Source organism: Kosakonia sp. MUSA4, assembly GCF_013085925.1.
Taxonomy (GTDB): domain Bacteria; phylum Pseudomonadota; class Gammaproteobacteria; order Enterobacterales; family Enterobacteriaceae; genus Kosakonia; species Kosakonia sacchari_B.
The window spans coordinates 5,536,032-5,555,770 of the sequence record NZ_CP025697.1; the positions used below are offsets into that span (position 1 = coordinate 5,536,032).

28 protein-coding genes and 1 pseudogene are annotated in these 19,739 nt (G+C 55.5%); 27 read left to right on the forward strand and 2 right to left on the reverse strand.

Translation table 11 applies throughout. The annotated features are described in order from the left end of the window. Positions 1-30 precede the first annotated feature (30 nt). From C0557_RS26305 to C0557_RS26430, 27 genes are all read left to right on the forward strand, one after another. Complete coding sequence (locus tag C0557_RS26305; RefSeq protein ID WP_208662534.1) at positions 31-1,188, forward strand: phage major capsid protein, P2 family; 1,158 nt, start codon at positions 31-33, stop codon at positions 1,186-1,188. A gap of 3 nt (positions 1,189-1,191) precedes the next feature. Beyond that, positions 1,192-1,950 carry a terminase endonuclease subunit gene (locus C0557_RS26310; RefSeq protein WP_208662536.1) on the forward strand — a complete coding sequence of 253 codons (759 nt, stop codon included), beginning with the start codon at positions 1,192-1,194 and terminating at the stop codon, positions 1,948-1,950. A 97-nt stretch (positions 1,951-2,047) separates the two neighbouring features. Next, positions 2,048-2,554 carry a head completion/stabilization protein gene (locus C0557_RS26315; protein WP_208662538.1) on the forward strand — a complete coding sequence of 169 codons (507 nt, stop codon included), beginning with the start codon at positions 2,048-2,050 and terminating at the stop codon, positions 2,552-2,554. Further along, positions 2,554-2,757, forward strand: coding sequence for a tail protein X (locus tag C0557_RS26320; protein ID WP_208662541.1), 204 nt, complete (start codon positions 2,554-2,556; stop codon positions 2,755-2,757). The genes C0557_RS26315 and C0557_RS26320 overlap by 1 nt, the downstream gene beginning before the upstream one ends. Next, positions 2,748-2,984 carry an HP1 family phage holin gene (locus C0557_RS26325; RefSeq protein WP_007369270.1) on the forward strand — a complete coding sequence of 79 codons (237 nt, stop codon included), beginning with the start codon at positions 2,748-2,750 and terminating at the stop codon, positions 2,982-2,984. Before C0557_RS26320 ends, C0557_RS26325 begins: the two co-directional genes overlap by 10 nt. Beyond that, the gene (locus C0557_RS26330; protein WP_208662543.1) at positions 2,968-3,480 is read left to right on the forward strand and encodes a lysozyme; all 513 of its coding nucleotides are present in this window, start codon (positions 2,968-2,970) and stop codon (positions 3,478-3,480) included. Before C0557_RS26325 ends, C0557_RS26330 begins: the two co-directional genes overlap by 17 nt. Beyond that, positions 3,477-3,908, forward strand: a complete 432-nt coding sequence (locus C0557_RS26335) for a DNZ54_00345 family protein (RefSeq protein WP_208662545.1) — start codon at positions 3,477-3,479, stop codon at positions 3,906-3,908. The genes C0557_RS26330 and C0557_RS26335 overlap by 4 nt, the downstream gene beginning before the upstream one ends. Further along, complete coding sequence (gene lysB, locus C0557_RS27535; RefSeq protein WP_208663132.1) at positions 3,908-4,330, forward strand: Rz-like lysis system protein LysB; 423 nt, start codon at positions 3,908-3,910, stop codon at positions 4,328-4,330. The genes C0557_RS26335 and lysB overlap by 1 nt, the downstream gene beginning before the upstream one ends. Then, positions 4,212-4,457 (forward strand): Rz1-like lysis system protein LysC, encoded by a 246-nt coding sequence (gene lysC / locus C0557_RS27305; protein WP_253073763.1) that lies wholly within the window; start codon positions 4,212-4,214, stop codon positions 4,455-4,457. Before lysB ends, lysC begins: the two co-directional genes overlap by 119 nt. After that, positions 4,420-4,887, forward strand: a complete 468-nt coding sequence (locus C0557_RS26345; RefSeq protein WP_208662547.1) for a phage tail protein — start codon at positions 4,420-4,422, stop codon at positions 4,885-4,887. The genes lysC and C0557_RS26345 overlap by 38 nt, the downstream gene beginning before the upstream one ends. Then, a complete protein-coding gene (locus C0557_RS26350) occupies positions 4,880-5,332 on the forward strand; it encodes a phage virion morphogenesis protein (protein WP_208662554.1) in 453 nt (150 codons plus the stop codon). Before C0557_RS26345 ends, C0557_RS26350 begins: the two co-directional genes overlap by 8 nt. Positions 5,333-5,397: 65 nt before the next feature. Beyond that, positions 5,398-6,033 (forward strand): phage baseplate assembly protein V, encoded by a 636-nt coding sequence (locus C0557_RS26355; RefSeq protein ID WP_208662555.1) that lies wholly within the window; start codon positions 5,398-5,400, stop codon positions 6,031-6,033. Next, positions 6,030-6,374, forward strand: a complete 345-nt coding sequence (locus C0557_RS26360; protein WP_208662556.1) for a GPW/gp25 family protein — start codon at positions 6,030-6,032, stop codon at positions 6,372-6,374. The genes C0557_RS26355 and C0557_RS26360 overlap by 4 nt, the downstream gene beginning before the upstream one ends. A 4-nt stretch (positions 6,375-6,378) precedes the next feature. Continuing rightward, entirely contained in the window at positions 6,379-7,287 is a 909-nt protein-coding gene (locus C0557_RS26365) for a baseplate assembly protein (protein WP_208662557.1), read from the forward strand. Further along, complete coding sequence (locus tag C0557_RS26370) at positions 7,280-7,891, forward strand: phage tail protein I (protein ID WP_208662558.1); 612 nt, start codon at positions 7,280-7,282, stop codon at positions 7,889-7,891. The genes C0557_RS26365 and C0557_RS26370 overlap by 8 nt, the downstream gene beginning before the upstream one ends. Beyond that, complete coding sequence (locus C0557_RS26375) at positions 7,888-9,102, forward strand: phage tail protein (protein ID WP_208662559.1); 1,215 nt, start codon at positions 7,888-7,890, stop codon at positions 9,100-9,102. The genes C0557_RS26370 and C0557_RS26375 overlap by 4 nt, the downstream gene beginning before the upstream one ends. Next, the gene (locus C0557_RS26380; protein ID WP_208662560.1) at positions 9,102-9,698 is read left to right on the forward strand and encodes a tail fiber assembly protein; all 597 of its coding nucleotides are present in this window, start codon (positions 9,102-9,104) and stop codon (positions 9,696-9,698) included. The genes C0557_RS26375 and C0557_RS26380 overlap by 1 nt, the downstream gene beginning before the upstream one ends. 155 nt (positions 9,699-9,853) lie before the next feature. After that, complete coding sequence (locus tag C0557_RS26385) at positions 9,854-11,044, forward strand: phage tail sheath protein (RefSeq protein ID WP_208662561.1); 1,191 nt, start codon at positions 9,854-9,856, stop codon at positions 11,042-11,044. 12 nt (positions 11,045-11,056) lie between these two features. Beyond that, positions 11,057-11,575: a phage major tail tube protein gene (locus C0557_RS26390; protein WP_007369252.1), complete on the forward strand. Its 519-nt coding sequence runs from the start codon at positions 11,057-11,059 to the stop codon at positions 11,573-11,575. 60 nt (positions 11,576-11,635) lie between these two features. Continuing rightward, entirely contained in the window at positions 11,636-11,911 is a 276-nt protein-coding gene (locus tag C0557_RS26395) for a phage tail assembly protein (protein WP_007370054.1), read from the forward strand. A gap of 32 nt (positions 11,912-11,943) precedes the next feature. Beyond that, entirely contained in the window at positions 11,944-12,063 is a 120-nt protein-coding gene (locus C0557_RS26400) for a GpE family phage tail protein (protein ID WP_071531957.1), read from the forward strand. Beyond that, complete coding sequence (locus C0557_RS26405) at positions 12,056-14,497, forward strand: phage tail tape measure protein (RefSeq protein ID WP_208662563.1); 2,442 nt, start codon at positions 12,056-12,058, stop codon at positions 14,495-14,497. Before C0557_RS26400 ends, C0557_RS26405 begins: the two co-directional genes overlap by 8 nt. A gap of 15 nt (positions 14,498-14,512) precedes the next feature. Next, positions 14,513-14,989, forward strand: a complete 477-nt coding sequence (locus tag C0557_RS26410) for a phage tail protein (RefSeq protein ID WP_208662565.1) — start codon at positions 14,513-14,515, stop codon at positions 14,987-14,989. Continuing rightward, positions 14,989-16,140: a phage late control D family protein gene (locus C0557_RS26415; protein ID WP_208663134.1), complete on the forward strand. Its 1,152-nt coding sequence runs from the start codon at positions 14,989-14,991 to the stop codon at positions 16,138-16,140. The genes C0557_RS26410 and C0557_RS26415 overlap by 1 nt, the downstream gene beginning before the upstream one ends. Before the next feature lie 80 nt (positions 16,141-16,220). Further along, positions 16,221-16,439 (forward strand): DNA-binding transcriptional regulator, encoded by a 219-nt coding sequence (locus tag C0557_RS26420; RefSeq protein ID WP_208662567.1) that lies wholly within the window; start codon positions 16,221-16,223, stop codon positions 16,437-16,439. A 135-nt stretch (positions 16,440-16,574) separates the two neighbouring features. Next, positions 16,575-17,588: a DNA-binding protein gene (locus C0557_RS26425; protein ID WP_208662569.1), complete on the forward strand. Its 1,014-nt coding sequence runs from the start codon at positions 16,575-16,577 to the stop codon at positions 17,586-17,588. 10 nt (positions 17,589-17,598) lie between these two features. Beyond that, positions 17,599-18,063 (forward strand): type II toxin-antitoxin system death-on-curing family toxin, encoded by a 465-nt coding sequence (locus tag C0557_RS26430; RefSeq protein WP_208662571.1) that lies wholly within the window; start codon positions 17,599-17,601, stop codon positions 18,061-18,063. Positions 18,064-18,236: 173 nt separating this feature from the next. Here C0557_RS26430 and C0557_RS26435 read toward each other — a convergent pair. Together C0557_RS26435 and C0557_RS26440 are read right to left on the reverse strand one after the other, a co-directional pair. Further along, positions 18,237-18,494 (reverse strand): annotated as a pseudogene (locus C0557_RS26435) (site-specific integrase); the annotation flags it as partial. Between the two features lie 199 nt (positions 18,495-18,693). Beyond that, positions 18,694-19,548, reverse strand: a complete 855-nt coding sequence (locus C0557_RS26440) for a benzoate transporter (protein WP_208662573.1) — start codon at positions 19,546-19,548, stop codon at positions 18,694-18,696. Positions 19,549-19,739: the final 191 nt, after the last annotated feature.

The window sequence follows — 19,739 nt, forward strand, 5'->3', positions numbered from 1 at the left end:
GCCCTTTTTCAGAACAGGAACACAGACACAATGCGTAAAGAAACCCGCTTTAAATTTAATGCCTGGCTGAGCCGCCTTGCGGAGCTGAACGGCGTCGGCGTGGAAGACCTGAGCAAGAAATTCAGCGTTGAGCCGTCGGTCACTCAGACGCTGTTCGACAAAGTCCAGCAGTCTTCCTCCTTCCTGCAACAGATTAATATGGTCGTGGTGCGCGAGCTGACCGAGGAAAAAGTCGGCATTGACGTCAACGGCACGATTGCCAGCACCGCCGATACGGCCAACGGCGTAGAGCGTAAAACCGCTGATTTTTCGAAGCTGGACGCGTACCGCTATTTCTGCCACCCGGTGAACTTCGATTATCACCTGAGCTATAACAAACTCGATTTGTGGGCGCGTTTTCAGGATTTTCAGATTCGTATCCGTAACGCGATCATCAAGCGCCAGGCGCTGGACTACATCACCATTGGCTTTAACGGCGTGAGCCGTGCGGCCACCTCTGACCGCAAGGCAAATCCCCTGTTGCAGGATGTCGCTGTCGGCTGGTTGCAGAAATACCGCAACGACGCGCCGGAGCGCGTCATGAGTAAGGTTGTCGACGAAGACGGCACCGTGATTTCGGAGAAAATCACCATCGGTAAAAACGGCGTTTATAAAAACCTCGACGCGCTGGTCATGGATGCGCATGAATCCCTGATTGAAGAGGTTCACCGCGAAAACCCGGAAATGGTGGTGATTTGCGGTCGCCGCATTCTGACCGACAAATATTTCCCGATGATCAACAAATTCCAGGCGAACAGTGAACAGCTCGCCGGTGAGCTGATTATCAGCCAGAAAACCATCGGCCAGTTGCAGGCGGTGCGCGCGCCGTTTTTCCCGGCCAGCAGCATTTTCATCACCACGCTCGATAACATCTCGATTTATCTCTACGAGGACGGCCACCGCCGCCACATCATCGAGAATCCGAAGCTCGACCAGGTGGAAAACTACGAGCAGGTGAAAGTCGATTTTGTGATTGAAGACTACGAAGCCGGGTGCCTGATTGAAAACATCGAGATCCTTGAGCAGGACGAGAGCGACACACCGGAATTGGCTATCGCGAAAGTGTTCGCGACTGAACTGACCGGAGCCATGAAAGAAATGCTGGCGGGTTCCACTACCGCCCCGGCCAGCACCGACGAGGGAGCGTAACCGATGGCGAGCCCCGCACAGCGTCACGCGATGCGGGTCTCGGCCATGATGGCCGCGCAGCGGGATAACGCCCCGCTGCGCCATGCCACCGCTTATGAGCAGATGCTCGTTAAGCTGGCCGCAGACCGCCGGACGCTAAAAGGCATCCACTCAAAAGAGCGCAAGGCAGAGAAAAAGCGCGAGCTGCTGCCGCTGTACCTGCCGTGGGTGGCGGGTGCACTGGAAAACGGCACCGGCGCGCAGGATGACATCCTGATGACCGTAATGCTGTGGCGTCTCGATGCGGGCGATATTCCCGGCGCGCTGGAGATTGCCCGCTACGCGCTGCGCCACAACCTGGCGATGCCGGAGCCTCACACCCGTACCGCGCCTTACATGCTGGCCGAAGAGGTCGCCCTTGCGGTGCTACGCGCCCGTGATGCCGGTGAGCCGGTCGATATGGCGGGCATTCTGGAGACCCTCGCCCTGACCAGCACCGCCGACATGCCCGATGAGGTACGCGCCCGGCTGCACAAGGTCGCCGGTCTGACGCTGCGCGATGCCGGTCAGCCTGCTGACGCCATGACCCATCTGCAACGTGCGAACCAGCTCGACCGTAACGCGGGGGTACGCAAGGACATCGAGCGCCTTACCCGCGAACTGAACCCGAAGCCTGTTGCCGCAAAGCCCGCGCCGAAAGCGCCCGCGAAAGCCGCACAACAGAAAAAAACAGCCACACCGGCGAAACGCGGGCGGGGCCGCCCCCGCAAAGTCGCCGGTTAACCGAATGCGCCCCGCGCCAGGGCGGCACGCCGGTCAATGAGGGTGTTTCACCTTATCTGCGACCGGCGTCCACCGCCCACCCTTTTCAGAGGCAGTCATGACGACACTGATTATTGAAAAAAATAACGAACAGCCGGAGCGCGGCATGGTGGTCATCCCGCCGCCTGTCAGTAACGAGCCGGTGATTAAAAACACCTTTTTCTTTCCCGATATCGAGCCGAAGCGCGTGCGCGAGCTGATGCGCCTTGAGCAGACCATCGCCCCGGCACGGCTGCGCCATGCCATCAAAGCAGGGATAGCCGAAACCAACGCCGAGCTTTTTGACTGGCGGGCAAGCCAGATGAAAGCCGGTTTTGCACGGCTGGCAGATGTGCCGGCAGATGATATCGACGGCGAGAGCATGCGCATTTTTCACTATCTGAGCGCGGTGTGTGCGATGACGGCCGCCACACTTTATGAGCGCTATCGCGGTGTGGATGCCAGCGCGAAAGGCGACAAAAAAGCGGACAGCATCGACACCACGGTCGATGACCTGTGGCGGGACATGCGCTGGTCGGTCGCCCGTATTCAGGACAAACCGCGCTGCATCGTGGGGCAAATCTGATGAAGGTTTATGCGCACCAGGGCGACACGCTCGACGTCATTTGCAGCCGCTATTACGGGCGCACTGAGGGTGTGGTCGAAACGGTGCTCGCCGCAAATCCGGGGCTGGCAGAGCTCGGCGCGGTGCTGCCGTATGGCACTGGTATTGAGCTGCCGGACACTGACACCGCACCGGCTGCCGAAACGGTGAATTTATGGGACTGAGCATGGAGAAAATCACCTCGTCGCTGGCCTACTGGATTAGCGTCGCGCTGACCTTTTTCGGGGCGATGACGCCGCAGGATTTTGCCGCGTATTTTGGTGCGCTGGGCGTGGTGCTGACGGTTGGCGTTAACTGGTATTACCGGCGCAAAAGCTACGCCCTGCTGGCGCTCCAGCTTGAACAGAGCCGTCTTTCCGGGGAGGCAATGAGCAATGTCATCAATCGTTAAGCGTTGCAGTGTGGCCGCCGTGCTGGCGCTGGCGGCACTGGTGCCTGATTTTCGTTTACTCCATACCTCGCAACAGGGGCTGGCGCTGATTGCCGACCTCGAAGGGTGCCGCCTGCGCCCCTACCAGTGCAGCGCGGGGATATGGACATCAGGCATCGGCCACACTGCCGGGGTTGCGCCGAAACGCGACATCACCGAACGGGAAGCGGCGCAAAATCTGGTTTCCGACGTGCTGACGGTTGAGCGTCGTCTTGCGGTCTGCGCGCCGGTTGCGATGCCGCCCGCCGTTTACGATGCGGTGGTCAGCTTTGCGTTTAACGTCGGCACCGGCGCGGCCTGTCAATCGACGCTGGTCTATTTCCTGAACCAGAAAAAGTGGCAACAGGCCTGTGATCAACTGCCTCGCTGGGTCTACATCAACGGAATCAAAAATAAAGGGCTGGAGAACCGTCGCGCGCGGGAGCTGGCATATTGCATGAAAGGGGTAACACAATGAAAAAGAATCTGATTTCACTGATTTTCGATGTCCTGCTGTCGCTTCTGGTGCTCAGGGGACTGACCTGCCCGCAAAGTGTGGCCGTTAATTTTGTCGCGGTGTGGGCAATTTTTTATTGTCTGCTCTGTATCGCTGTCAGCCTCGCCGGTGCTGCCGTGTATGACGACTGGTTACAGGGACGGAAAAAGGCGATCCCCCTGAGCGATGAGAAAATGAAAATTTTCCGCTCTGTCTTTTGCCGAAAGCATTCACCACTGCGACATTGCTGGTCGCTGGTAATTATTGCAGGCGCGTTTTCCTGTCTGGTTGCGGCTGGCTGGGTGTTTACGGCGCTGATTTATGTAATTTGCGTGCTGATATTACGGGGTGTGCGTTCCTCTTACCGTCAGCGCATTGAGGAGGCGGGTTTGTGTCCAGACTCATTGTGATGCTGCTTGCCGGTGCGCTGGCGCTGGCCGGGCTGCTGTGGCTGCGCCATGAAAACGGCAATCTTACCCGGTCGCTGGAAAAGGCGAACCGCGTCGCAGGCGAGCAAAAGCTGACGATCGGCATGCTGAAAAACCAGCTCATTGTTGCCCGCGACCAGGCGGATAAAAACGAACGGGCGCAGGTGGATTTGCGTCAGAAGCTGAACGCCGCCGGTGAGCGGGAAGCCCGGCGGGAACAAACCATAACGAGGTTACTCAATGAAAACGAAGCCTTTCGCCGCTGGTACAGCGCTGATCTGCCTGATGCTGTGCGCCGGTTGCACAAGCGCGCCGCCTGCGCCAGTGCCGGTGACTGTTTACAACGGTTGCCCGAAAGTCAGCCTTTGCCCGATGCCGGGCAGCGATCCGCACACGAACGGTGATTTAAGCGCCGATATTCGCAACCTTGAGCGCGCGTTAGAAAGCTGTGCGCTCCAGGTGGAAACCGTCAAACACTGCCAGGATGATTTAGATGCTGAAACCCGAAAGCCTGAGAAAAGCTCTGGCTGATGCTGTGCCGGTGCTGAAAACCAACCCTGAAATGCTGCGGCTGTTTGTGGACAGCGGCAACCTTGTCGCCACGCTCGCCGCCTCGCTGTCATTCGAAAAGCGTTACACGCTCAATGTGGTTGTGACGGACTTTACCGACGATGCGGATTTGTTGCTTGTGCCGGTGCTGGCGTGGCTGCGTGAGAACCAGCCCGATATTATGGAAACCGCTACAGGCCAGGATAAAGGCTTCACCTTCGAGGCCGATCTGAACAATGACAGCAGTTTTGATATCAGCATCAGTCTTGCCCTGACCGAGCGGACGCTGGTTAACGAGGTCGGCTCAGCGCTTCACGTCCGGCGCATCCCGGAACCACCCCCGCCGGAGCCGGTCACGCCACCGACAGAGATGTATATCAATGGTGAACTGGTGAGCAAATGGCATGAATGAATTTAAACCCTTTGAGGATGAGCTTGCCGGGCTGCTGGCGGCGCTGTCACCTGCTGGCCGTCGCCGCCTGACCATAGAAATTGCGAAGAAGCTGCGCCAGCGTCAGCAACAGCGAATTAAGGCTCAAAAAGCCCCGGACGGCTCGCCGTATGCAAAGCGAAAACCGCAGCCGCTGCGCGCGAAGAAAGGCCGGATTAAGCGGGAAATGTTCGCGAAGCTGCGCACCAACCGCTATATGAAAGCCAGCAGCGATGACAGCGCGGCCGTGGTTGAATTTACCGGCAAAGTGCAGCGCATCGCGCGGGTTCACCAGTTCGGACTCAAAGACCGGCCAGCGCGCAACCGGGAGCCCGTACATTATGCGGCGCGTCAGTTACTGGGTTTTTCTTCTGACGATACGCAGTTTATTGAAAGTCTTGTCATCGACCATCTCACCGATTTATAGCTGTGCCAGTTCTGACATAACCGCCCCACATTGCCGCCGGATAAACCCGGCGGCATCATTTCCTTATGAATACACTCGCAAATTTAAATGATCTCGCGCGCACGCTGCGCAACATGATTCGCACCGGTGTCATTGTCGAAACCGATCTCGATGCCGGGCGCTGCCGCGTGCAGACCGGCGGCAATATTACCGACTGGCTCCAGTGGCTGACCCGGCGCGCCGGGCGTTCGCGCACATGGTGGGCTCCCTCCGTCGGCGAGCAGGTGTTAATTCTGGCCGTGGGTGGCGAGCTCGATACTGCGTTTGTGCTGCCCGGTATTTTTTCTGATGACAATCCTGCGCCGTCGGCCTCGGCTGACGCCCTGCATATTGCTTTCCCGGATGGCGCGGTCATCGAATACGAACCGGCGACCAGCGCGCTGACCGTCAGCGGCATCAAAACCGCCGACGTTACCGCATCGGAATCCCTCACCGCCACCGTGCCGGTGGTGCTGGTCAAAGCGTCTTCGCGCATCACACTCGATACGCCGGAAGTGGTCTGCACGAATAAGCTCATCACCGGCACGCTGGAGGTGCAGAAGGGCGGCACCATGAGCGGGAATATCGCGCACAACGGCGGCGCATTGTCGTCCAACGGCAAAGTGCTTCACACCCATCAGCACCCCGGCGACAGCGGTGGCACAACAGGAGCACCCCTGTGACAGTGAACTATAACGGCATGAGCCGTGTAAATGGCCGCACGCTTACCGATTCACAGCACGTCAGCCAGAGCATGGGCGACATCCTGCGCACGCCGGTCGGCTCCCGCGTCATGCGCCGGGAATATGGCTCGCTGCTGTCAACCCTGATTGACCAGCCGCAGACACCGGCGCTCACGCTGCAAATCCGCGTGGCCTGTTATATGGCGCTGCTGAAGTGGGAGCCGCGCATCACGCTGAGTGAAATCACGACCGAACAGACCGAAGGCCGGATGACCGTCAATGTGACCGGCCAGCTCGTCAGCACCGGGGAAACCCTTTCATTAACCCTTCCTGTGAGTTGAACCCATGCCGATTGTTGATCTGAGCGAGCTCCCCGCCCCGGATGTGGTTGAGGAACTCGATTACGAGAGCATTCTCGCTGAGCGCAAGGCGACGCTGGTTTCGCTGTTCCCTGCTGATGAGCAGGACGCCGTTGCCCGCACGCTGGCACTGGAGTCCGAGCCGCTGACCAAATTCCTTGAGGAGAATGCTTACCGCGAAGTGCTGTGGCGCCAGCGGGTAAATGAAGCTGCCCGTGCGGTGACACTGGCAAGCGCCGCCGGGACTGACCTCGATGTTATTGCCGCGAATAACAACACCGCACGGCTGACCATCACCCCGGCGGATGATACCTCCATCCCGCCGGTGGCGGCGGTGATGGAGTCCGATGCCGATTTACGCATGCGCGCGCAACAGGCGTTTGAGGGGCTGAGCGTGGCCGGTCCGGTCGGTGCCTATGAATACCACGGACGCAGCGCCGACGGACGTGTCGCCGATATTTCTGTCGAGAGCCCGACACCGGCCTGTGTGACCATTACCGTGCTTGCCCGCGAGGGTGACGGCACGGCGGGCGATGACCTGCTGGCCGTGGTGGAAAAGGCACTGAACGCTGAGGACGTGCGCCCGGTGGGCGACCGTGTGACGGTGCAGGCGGCTGAAATTGTGCCGTATGAGGTGGCCGCCACACTGTATTTTTACCCTGGCCCCGAAGCGGAGCCCATCCGCGCCGCTGCCGAAGAGAAACTCAAAGCCTATATCACCGCGCAGCACCGGCTTGGTCGTGATGTTCGTCAGTCTGCGATTTATGCCGCGCTCCATGTTGAGGGTGTCCAGCGCGTGGAGCTGAGCGCCCCGCAGGGCGACATCGTGCTCGGCAAACATCAGGCCTCTTTCTGCACCGGATACAGCATCACCGCCGAGGGGAACGATGAATAGTGACCGGCTGTTACCCGTTGGTTCGTCGCCGCTGGAGGTGGCCGCCGCGCAGGCAGCGGCGGAGATTATCCGCGTCCCGGTGCCGCTGCGCACGTTATGGAATCCGCAAACCTGCCCGGTTGACCTGTTGCCCTATCTGGCGTGGGCGCTGTCTGTCGACCGGTGGGATGCTGACTGGCCGGAAACCACCAGACGCCGGGTGATAGCGGCCTCGTTTTTTGTCCATCAGCACAAGGGCACCATCAGCGCCCTGCGCCGTGTGGTGGAGCCGCTCGGTTTTCTTATCGAGGTGCGTGAATGGTGGGAGCTCAACGAGGAGCCCGGCACGTTTCGCCTGGTGGTGGGGGTGCTGGATGGCGGCATCACCGACGAGATGTATCAGGAACTGGAAAGGCTCATTGACGATGCAAAACCTGCCAGCCGCCATCTGACCGGCCTCGCCATCAGCCTGAGCACACCGGGCGAGTGTTATGTCGGGGCGGGAAGCTATGCCGGTGACGACCTGGTCGTTTATCCGTATCTGCCCGAAGACATCACCGGCGGCGGGGAATACTTCCCGGCCTCGGCCATTCATTTTATCGACAACATGAGAGTAATCGCATGACCGCGAAATTTTTTGCCATTCTGACCAGCCAGGGCGCGGCACTGCTGGCAAACGCCACCGCGCTGGGGACAAAGCTCAACATCACGCAAATGGCCGTGGGGGACGGCAACGGCACGTTGCCAACACCGGACGCCACACAAACGAAACTGGTTAACCAGAAACGTATTGCGCCGCTGAACATGCTGAGCGTTGACGCGAACAACGCCAGCCAGATTATCGCCGAGCAGGTTATCCCGGAAAACGAGGGCGGTTTCTGGATACGTGAAATCGGGCTTTATGACGATAACGGCGTACTGATTGCCGTCGCCAACTGCCCGGAGACCTATAAGCCGCAGTTGCAGGAGGGGAGCGGGCGCACGCAGACCATCCGCATGGTGCTGATTGTGTCCTCAACCGCCGCCGTGACGCTGAAAATCGACCCGTCGGTCGTACTGGCGACACGGCAATATGTTGATAATGCCGTCATTGAGGTGAAAGCGTATGCCGACAATCTGCTGAAACAGCATATCGCGGCCAGCAACCCGCATACGCAATATGCCCCGATCGCCAGCCCGGTTTTCAGCGGAACACCGAAAGCGCCGACGGCGGCGCAGACTTCAAACGACACCCAACTCGCGAATACTGCGTTTGTTCAGGCTGCTATTGCCGCACTGGTTTCCGGGGAGCTGGCAAAAAAACAGCCGCTTGATAAAACGCTGACCGACCTGGCGGGGAAGAGCGTTGCTGCGATCCTCGAATATCTTGGTTTAGGCGATGGCTCAGCGCTGCCGGTTGGCACACCAGTCCCGTGGCCTGCATCCACACCGCCAGCAGGCTGGCTTAAGTGCAACGGCGCGACATTTACCGCCGCCCAATATCCGAAGCTGGCTCTCGCTTACCCCGGTCTTGTGCTGCCTGACCTGCGCGGCGAATTTATTCGCGGCTGGGATGACGGGCGCGGCGTTGATAGTGGCCGCGCCATTCTGTCAGCGCAGGGTGACGCAATCCGCAATATAACTGGCGGTTTCAAAGTCGCAGGGGATAACGGCACAATCGACTACCCGTCTGGTGCATTTTATTTATCTGCAAACGGTCAGAAATCTCTCCCGGCTTCTGCTTTCGTGTCTGGTAACACCGGCCCCGCCGGATTTGACGCATCGCGTGTTGTACCAACTGCACCGGAAAACCGCCCCGTAAACATCGCATTTAACTACATCGTGAGGGCTGCATAATGGCTTCAGCCGTACTGGATAAAACCAAAATCGCTACCGTGGCAGGGAGCATCACCGTTTATAATTTTTCCGCACAAACCAGTGAATTCACCGGTTCAGGTGATGAATATCTGGCTGTTGGTGTCGGCCTCCCGGCACATTCAACTGATATTGCCCCCGGTGTTGCGGGGGATGGCTGTGTGCTGGTATTTACCGGCCAGAAATGGTCACAGCAGGAAGACCACCGGGGCGAAACAGTCTATTCGACTACAGACCGCAGTGCTTCGACCATTGATTATATCGGCGCGATGAAAGACGGTTTCACCTCTGCGGCACCCGCAACGCAATACGACAAGTGGGACGGCGAGAAATGGGTCACTGACACTGACGCGCAGCATGCCGGGAATGTGGCCAGCGCCGCAGCGCTTAAGACCGCTTACATTGCTGACGCAAATAATTATATGAATGGCAGGCAATGGCCGGGCAAAGCTGCAATCGGGCGGCTGAAAGGTGATGAGCTGACTCAGTACGGTATGTGGCTGGATTATCTGGATTTGCTGGAAGCCGTCGATATTTCATCAGCCCCGGCCATAAGCTGGCCTGTTAAGCCAGAGTAGCCAAGCAGGTAATATCACCAGGGCTGTCCACCGGCGGGCATGTGCCCGCTTTTTTTGTTTGCTGTTGTACCCCACGTCCGCCAACCCCAATAAATAGCCCAACTCCCCGGCACCCTGGAAAATAACACTCACCCCAACCCCTCGGAGTTAAACGGATGAGTGATTATCATCATGGTGTGCAGGTTGTCGAAATTAACGACGGCACGCGCGTCATTTCCACGGTTTCAACGGCGATTGTTGGTATGGTCTGTACCGCCAGCGATGCCGATGCGGCCACTTTCCCCCTCAATGAGCCGGTGCTGATCACCAGTGTGCAAAGCGCCATCGCCAAAGCCGGTAAAAAAGGCACGCTGGCCGCATCCCTCCAGGCCATCGCCGACCAGTCAAAACCGGTGACCGTCGTCGTGCGCGTGGCTGAGGGAACCGGCGACGATGAAGAAGAGGCGCTCGCGCAGACCATTTCCAACATCATCGGCACCACCGACGAGAACGGCAAATACACCGGCCTGAAAGCGCTGCTCACTGCCGAAGCCGTCACCGGCGTAAAACCCCGCATCCTCGGTGTGCCGGGCTTCGACACGCTGGAAGTGGCGACCGCGCTTGCGCCCGTTTGCCAGAAGCTGCGCGCCTTTGGTTATGTCAGCGCATGGGGCTGTAAAACCCTCCCGGATGCCATCAGATACCGCGACAACTTCAGCCAGCGTGAATTAATGGTTATCTGGCCTGACTTCCTCGCCTGGGACACCGTGAAAAATGCGACCGCCACGGCATACGCCACCGCCCGCGCCCTCGGTCTGCGCGCCTACATCGACCAGTCTGTTGGCTGGCACAAAACCCTGTCTAACGTCGGCGTCAACGGTGTGACCGGCATCAGCGCCTCGGTGTTCTGGGATTTGCAGGAGCCGGGCACCGATGCCGACCTTCTCAACGAGGCGGGCGTCACGACGCTGATTCGCAAGGACGGTTTTCGCTTCTGGGGTAACCGCACCTGTTCCGATGACCCGCTTTTCCTGTTTGAGAACTACACCCGCACGGCGCAGGTTATCGCTGACACGATGGCCGAAGCGCACATGTGGGCGGTCGATAAGCCGATCACCGCGACGCTTATCCGCGACATCGTGGACGGCATTAACGCGAAATTCCGTGAGCTGAAAAGTAACGGCTACATCGTCGATGCGACCTGCTGGTTTGACGAGGACGCCAACGACGCCGAAACCCTGAAAGCCGGAAAACTGTATATCGATTATGACTATACGCCGGTTCCCCCACTCGAAAATCTGACCCTGCGCCAGCGCATCACCGATAAATATCTGGCGACGCTGGTTTCCTCGGTTAACAGCAATTAAGGAGCCTGATAAATGGCAATGCCACGCAAGCTGAAATACATGAATGTGTTTCTGAATGGCTACAGCTATCAGGGTATCGCGAAGTCGATCACCCTGCCGAAGCTGACACGCAAGCTCGAAAATTATCGCGGGGCGGGTATGAACGGTGTCGCGCCGGTTGACCTCGGCCTCGATGATGATGCCCTGTCGATGGAATGGTCGCTGGGCGGCTTCCCGGATTCGGTTATCTGGGAGCTGTACGGTGCGACCGGCGTCGATGCCGTGCCGGTTCGCTTTGCCGGTTCCTACCAGCGCGACGACACCGGCGAAACGGTCGCCGTTGAAGTGGTGATGCGTGGCCGTCAGAAAGAGATCGACACCGGCGAGAACAAACCCGGCGAAGACACCGAAGCGAAAATTTCGGTCGTCTGTACCTATTTCAAATTAACGATGGACGGCAAAGAGCTGGTTGAAATCGACACCCTCAACATGGTGGAGAAGGTCAACGGCACCGACCGGCTGGAGCAGCACCGCCGCAATATCGGCCTGTAATGTTCACCCCGGCCAGTGCGCTGGCCGGTTAACCCGAAGCCTGATTAAAAAGAGAAACCCATGAATAACGACAACGTGATCACCCTGGAAAATCCGGTTAAACGCGGCGAGCAGATTATTGACGCCATCACCCTGATTAAACCGAACGCCGGAACGCTGCGCGGCGTCAGCCTTGCGGCGGTGGCAAACTCCGAAGTTGACGCCCTGATTAAAGTGCTGCCGCGCATGAGCGCCCCCTCGCTCACCGAGCAGGAAGTCGCCGCGCTTGAGCTGCCTGACCTCGTTGCCCTGGCGGGTAAGGTGATCGGTTTTTTGTCGCCGAATTCGGCGCAGTAAATTTCCCCGACACACTCTCTGTTGATGACCTGATGGCGGATATCGCGGTGATTTTCCACTGGCCGCCCTCAGAGCTCTTTCCCCTGAGCCTGACAGAGCTCATTACATGGCGAGAAAAAGCCATCCAGCGAAGCGGAAACACGAATGAGTAGCGTGAAATTACAGGTATTACTCAAAGCTGTTGACCAGGCGACCCGCCCGTTAAAATCCATCGATAAGGCCAGCAAGGAGCTGGCCGGAGGGATGCGCACAACACAAACCGCATTGCGTGAGCTCAACGGGCAGGCGTCAAAGATTGACGGCTTTCGCAAAACCAGCGCACAACTGGCGGTCACTGAGCAGGCGCTGAAAAAAGCGAAAGAAGAAGCCGCCGCGCTGGCGATTCAGTTTAAAAACACGGAACAGCCGACCCGCGCGCAGGCGCAGGCAATGGAGACCGCGCGCAAAAGCGCCGCCGCGCTCCAGCTTAAACACAACAGCCTGCGTGAATCCGTGCAGCGTCAGCGCCAGGAGCTCAGCCTTGCCGGGATAAACACCCGCACGCTGGCCGCTGACGAGCGAAAACTCAAAGCCACCCTCAGTGAAACCACCTCACAGCTCAACCGGCAGCGTGAGGCGCTGGCGCGCGTCAGTGCGCAACAGGAGAAACTCAGCCGGGTAAAACAGCGCTATCAGGCCGGGAAGGCGCTCGCCGGGAACGCCGCAGCGGTGGGCGCGGCTGGGGTGGGAATGGCAACCACGGCAACGTTTGCCGGGGCGGCGCTACTGAAACCGGGCTATGACTTCGCGCAAAAGAACTCGGAGCTTCAGGCGGTGCTCGGCGTGGGTAAAGACTCGGCAGAGATGACCGCGCTGCGCAGACAGGCGCGCCAGCTCGGCGACAACACAGCCGCCTCGGCTGACGACGCTGCCGGGGCGCAAATCATCATTGCCAAAGGGGGCGGTGATGCGGCAGCGATTCAGGCTGTCACACCGGTGACCCTCAATATGGCGCTGGCTAACCGGCGCACGATGGAAGAAAACGCCGGTCTGTTGATGGGGATGAAATCCGCCTTTCAGCTTTCAAACGATAAGGTCGCGCACATCGGTGATGTTCTCTCCATGACGATGAACAAAACCGCCGCTGACTTTGACGGGCTGAGTGATGCGCTGACCTATGCCGCGCCGGTGGCAAAAAATGCCGGGGTGAGTATCGAGCAGGCCGCCGCCATGGTCGGCGCCTTACATGATGCGAAAATTACCGGCTCGATGGCCGGTACGGGGAGCCGCGCGGTGATAACGCGCTTACAGGCACCGACCGGCGAGGCGTACCGGGCGATTAAAGAGCTCGGCATCACCACGGCAGATAAAAAAGGTAACACCCGGCCAATCTTCGCCATCCTGAAGGAAATGCAGGCCAGTTTTGAGAAAAACAAACTCGGCACCGGCCAGCGCGCCGAATACCTGAAAACGATATTCGGGGAGGAAGCCAGCTCGTCGGCGGCGGTGTTAATGGCTGCGGCATCGGGCGGGAAACTGGATGCGCTGACCGCTGCGTTTAACGCCTCGGACGGGAAAACGGAGGAACTGGTCAAAGTCATGCAGGACAACCTCGGCGGCGACTTTAAAGAATTTCAGTCGGCTTATGAGGCGGTCGGTACTGACCTGTTTGACCAGCAGGAATCCTCGCTCAGGAAGCTGGTGCAGACCGCCACCGGGTATGTGCTGAAGCTGGATAACTGGATCACCAGAAATAAAGGGCTGGCGCAAACGCTGGGCGTGATTGCGGCGGTGGCTGTCGGCGTGGTGGGGCTTGTCGGCGCTATTGGTCTGGTTGCCTGGCCGGTTGTGATGGGCGTTAACGCGATCATCGCCGCTGCCGGTGTGCTGGGGACGGTCTTCAGTGTGGTGGGCGGGGCAATTATGACGGTGCTCGGCGCGCTGACATGGCCGATTGTGGCGATCGGCGTGGCGATTGTCGCCGGTGCGCTGCTCATCCGTAAATACTGGGAGCCCATCAGCGCCTTTTTCAGCGGGGTTGTTGAGGGGCTGACCGCCGCATTTGCGCCGGTCGCTGAGATATTCGCACCACTTAAGCCCGTTTTTGACTGGCTCGGCGAGAAATTAAAGGCGGTATGGGACTGGTTCAAAAACCTGATTGAGCCGGTTAAATCCACGCAGGACACGCTTAACGCCTGCAAAGATACCGGCGTCCTGTTTGGGCAGGCGCTGGCGGATGCACTGCTGATGCCGCTTACCGCCTTTAACAAACTGAAACAGGGAATAGACTGGGTGCTCGATAAACTTGGCCTCATTAATAAAGAATCCAGCGATCTTGACCAGAAAGCCGTAAAAGCTGGCGCGGTGGCGCAGAGCGGCACCTATATCCCGGCAACCAGTACCTATGGCGGTTATCAGGGATATCAGCCCGCCGTTGCCCCCGGTGGTAAATCCTATGTCGATAACCGGCAAAGCCATTACAACATCACGATGCAGAACGGCGGCGCACCGGGCGGCGAACTCGGGCGGCAGTTGCAGGATGCCGTTGAAAAGGCCGACCGTGACAAGCGCGCCCGCGAACGTTCCAGCATGCGCCACGACGGATAAGGGAGACATTCAGAGATGATGCTTGCATTAGGTTTCTTTGTCTTTATGCGCCAGACACTGCCGTTTCAGGGCATGCAACGTGAAGCGGAATATCGCTGGCCGTCAAACAGCCGCGTCGGCAGGCGCGATGCTTTCCAGTTTCTCGGCGTCGGGGAGGAAAAAATCACGCTCAACGGCACGCTTTACCCGGAAATCACCGGCGGGACGCTGACGCTGACCGCGCTCAGGCTGATGGCCGAACAGGGTAAGGCGTGGCCGCTGATAGCCGGAACCGGCCAGATTTACGGCATGTATATCATCAACAGTATTAACGAAACCGGCGCGGAGTTTTTTTCGGACGGCTCACCCCGGAAGATTGATTTTACGCTGGCGTTAACGCGCGTGGATGAGTCGCTCGCGGCGGTTTATGGCGACCTGAGTCAGCAGGCTGACATGCTGGCCGGGAAAGCAAAAGACGCCGCCACCAGGTTAATCACAATGCCGGGGTTATGATGTCAGAAATACTCTACAGCCAGGCGGGGAGCTCACTCACCCCCGCGTTTATGCTGAAACTGGACAGTAAGGATATCACCGGCAACATCAGCGACCGGCTGATAAACCTCACGATGACGGATAACCGGGGCTTTGAGGCTGACCAGCTTGATATTGAGCTCGATGACAGCGACGGCCTTGTGCAGTTACCTGTGCGCGGCGCTATGCTGACCCTGTTCCTCGGCTGGAAAGATTCCGCGCTGGTCGGCAAGGGCAGTTTTACCGTTGATGAGGTTGAGCACCGGGGCGCGCCTGATACTGTGACCATCCGCGCCCGCAGCGCAGATTTTCGCGGGACGCTGAATTCCCGGCGTGAGGAGTCATGGCACGACAAAACCCTCGGCGATATCGTGGCGGCGATCGCCGCGCGTAACAGGCTGACCGCGAGTGTCACCCCGGCGCTGGCCGGGATTCACATCCCGCATATCGACCAGACGCAGGAATCTGACGCTAAATTTCTGACGCGGCTGGCTGACCGGAACGGCGGCGAGGTGTCGGTCAAGGCGGGGAAACTGCTGTTTCTCAGAGCCGGGAATGCCACAACCGCCAGCGGCAGGCCAATCCCGCAGGTGACGATCACCCGCAGCGATGGCGACCGGCACCAGTTTGCGATTGCTGACCGGGGTGCTTATACCGGCGTTACGGCTCAGTGGCTTCACACCAAAGACCCGAAACCGAAAAAAGTGAAGGTGAAGCGCAAGCCCAGAGAGCAGCATTTACGCGCGCTACAGCACCCGAAAGCCAAAGCGAAAAAGAAGGAAACCAAAGTACCGGAAGCCCGCGAGGGCGAATACCTGGCCGGTGAAGCGGATAACGTGTTTGCACTTACAACGGTGTATGCCACAAAAGCCCAGGCCATGCGGGCGGCACAAGCGAAGTGGGACAAGCTACAGCGTGGTGTCGCTGAATTCTCGATAAGTCTGGCCGTCGGTCGTGCCGATCTCTACCCGGAAACGCCGGTGAAAGTCTCAGGGTTTAAGAGCGTCATAGATGAGCAGGCGTGGTTGATTAGTAGGGTAACTCATAACCTCAATAATAATGGCTTCACGACGGGCGTAGAGCTCGAAATAAAGCTTTCTGAGGTTGAGTACGAAGCAGAAAACGATGAATGATATTATTGACTTAACTTTTTGTTATTTAACGATTTTTATCGTAAAATTTCGACATTGCTCAAACCGTCGAGGTGCTCATTATGTTCCATTGCCCGTTATGCCAACATGCCGCCCATGCGCGTACCAGTCGTTACATGACAGATACCACCAAGGAACGTTATCACCAATGCCAAAACGTTAACTGTAGTGCGACGTTTGTAACGCTGGAGTCAGTGCAGCGGTATATCGTGAAGCCCGGCGAAGTGCAGCCAGTCAGACCACATCCGACTTCATCGGGGCAGCAAGCTTTGTGGATGTAGCCACGGACAAAAAGTCCTACTAATGCAGATTGTACTCCAAAAGCTGGATACCAATTGCGTAACGTGCAGTTTTTATGGGAAGCAGAAAATTAATAATGCTATCGTAACTATATCGATATCCTCAAAGGAACGGATATGGCTAAAGATCTCACTACTTCACCACACGATAGGCAGAATATCCTCAATAACTCCTATGCGCTTAACCATGCGGAAAAGCATCTTGCATTGGGTGGGATTGAGTTTAATGGTGAAAAAGTATTCACCAAAAATCAATTAGTTGAGCTGTTTGGTGTAGGTGATGCGACTATTGAGCGGTATATAACCAATAATATTGATGAATTAAAAAACAACGGCTACATTGTTCTTAAGGGAAGAAATTTAAGAGAATTCAAAGAGATAGCTGATGGTACCCTCATTAATGAGGGTACCAAAACCTCCATACTTGGAATATTTAAATTTAGAGCTGTACTGAACTTAGCAATGTTACTAGTCGAGAGTGAGCAGGCAAAGGCGCTTCGTACCCGATTATTAGACATCGTGATCGACACTCTCGCTGAACGGGCAGGGGGGCAAACTAAATTTATTAACCAAAGGGATGAAGATTACTTAGTAGCGGCTTTCAAGGAGGAGAGTTATCGGAAAAAATTTACTGATGCTCTTAATGAGTATGTGGATGCCAATGGCTGGAAGTTTGGCAAATTAACCAATGCGATTTATCAAAGCATTTTTCATGAAAATGCCAATGAATACCGTAACGTCTTAAAACTTCATCAGAACGATAAAATTCGCGACACAATGTATTCAGAGGTTCTCACACTGATAGCTAGTTTTGAGGCCGGTCTGGCGCATGAAATAAAAGAAAAATCGGCGCAACTAGGTAGAAAGCTGACTTACAAAGAAGCTGAAACAATCTTGGCGAAGATGGAAAAGCACCCTTTATATGAGCCAATGCTGGTAGATGTTCGAACAAAAATGGCAAGTCGAGATCTATGTTTTCGCGACGCCCTCCATGAAAAGCTGGAAGCATATGTACGTGCAGTCCCTGAAGGGGAATTTGAGCGCTTTTTGGGAGAGAAAAGTAAGTCCCTTGAAGAGAGGTTGAATGATCCTGAAACATTAGAAGTTTTCAAACGATTGAAAGATCGCTGAGGAGTCGCTCATGGAGGAAATCCAGTTCAATTATTTTGATATTGAACATGCAATACGAGTGCATGATTGGATCATAGATAAATCCGGCGGACTTCATGGCATCAAGGATCGGGGCGTCTTAGAAAGTGTGCTTAATCATGTACAAAACGATTGGTACTACCCAAGCTTTGAAGAAAAACTTACACACTTATTCTTCTCTATAAATAAGTTCCACGCATTTACTGATGGCAATAAAAGGGCAGGCATCGCTCTGTCAGCTTATTTTTTGGAAATTAATGGGTTATCTCATTGTGTGAAGTTATTTGTACATGAAATGGAAAACATTGCTGTATGGGTTGCAGACGGGGCCATAAGTAAGGATTTGCTGAAACTTGTCGTTCATGATTTGGTGCTGTGTGAGGAAATTCTTGAGGGAACAAAACTTGAGCTTGCACTCGCTGTATCCGCTCATTATGAAGGGAAGCAAGATCAGTAATCTGTCATAGAGATGCCCTGCGATTGCAGGGCATTTTAGTCAATGTGGTCGCAGTGTGGACACTGCATGAAATAAATCCTTTTATTTCATGTTGATAGAGATAGCTTTAAATCACCATCCCTGTCTTCCCCCACATGATGTGGGGGTTTTTTTTATCAATTAATTACGCATCATTCTAAATAAAACAGCTTCTCGCTGGCTTCCACTTTCACTTTCTTTTCAAGCTGCGCTGAGATAGGCACGGTTCGCTTTTTGCCGTTTTTAGTTTTCAAAAAGGTAACCCTACAACTGGCTATCTGCGCCGGTTTTAGAGTGGCTACCTCTGTCCATCTTCCGCCAGTGCTAAGGCAGAGGAGGGCAACGAGCAAAGCATCTCCGGTCAAAACTCCTGACAGCCGTTCAATTTCTGACTTGCGCAGAAACGTCATTTGAATCGTGTCGCCAGAGGTTACAACGGGAAAAGCTGCCGTATTTGGAGGTACTAAAGGGAGCCGGGTCGAAGGTCATCGCAGCGAGATACTCAACAGTAAGGAAACCGGGAAATATGTCGCTCGCACCTGCTTGCGAGTGATCAGAAAAGCCAGCCAGGTAAAGGAGTGTCTTTTAAAACTGGCTGGTACGAGTCGCAATTTAGATAATAAATCCTTCGAATTTATGGGCGTTATCCACAAGATAGGGCGGGAATTTATCTTTTGTTAATTCCTGCCGCTCCATTTTGCGGTCACGCCCCCATATATCCTTTGCGTTGGTAAGGGCATCAATAATATGATCTTTATTATTGAGATGGGGCAGATCATACTCAGTATGCGAGATCGTAGACATCTTCTCCGAAATGCGCTCTGGATTCATAATCCATGAGAAGTGCCAGCCAGCATCAGGTATAACCTCATGTCGGAGTTTAAAGAAAGTTTTCGAAATAAAACCTTTGCTCAGGCAGGACTTCTTAATATTTCTGAAGTCTTCCGGCTTGCCTTTGAAATACCCTTTTAAATTGTGCAAGGTCGTCGCTCGTGGCAGTTTACACAGTCTTTTACTGCCATCAGGATTAAATACCTGTAAGTTAAACTGGTAATTATAAAAACCCATATAAAGCGTCGTGCAAAGTTTTTTAGGATTAATTGCTCTGATGGCTTCGGGAGAAAATATTTCGTCAACGTCAGAGACCAGGATTAGATCATCATCCTGCGCATACTTAAGACCTTGCATAATAGCGTTTCTCTGCGCAGCTTCGTTAGCCCAGGCATCGACTTCGTCCGAAACCCCATTCATTTTTTTCTTAAGAGGTTCCTCATCATGGACGATATAGATAATTTTGTCTTTAAAGCGGGCAAACTTTTCAATCTTGAAGTGCAGATTTCTTGGCTTGCCGGTAAACGTATGAGTTGATTCCACAATAACAAAACGATCAACAGCATCAACGAGAGTATTCAAACGAATGTCAAGCAACATGTCTTCATCGTAATACAAAAAACAATCATAAATCATGTTGGTATTCTCTAATTATTGGGTCGAGCAGTGAGTTATCCGTAATTCAATAATTCAGAATTCTCGTATATTGCATATGGTTAGTAAAGGAAACCAACTGTAAAAAATGGATTCCGGAACTGAATGAATCCCATAAGTTAAATACCGGCCTGAAAGCTCTGCTGACCCGAAACCGAAAAGTGAAGGTGAAG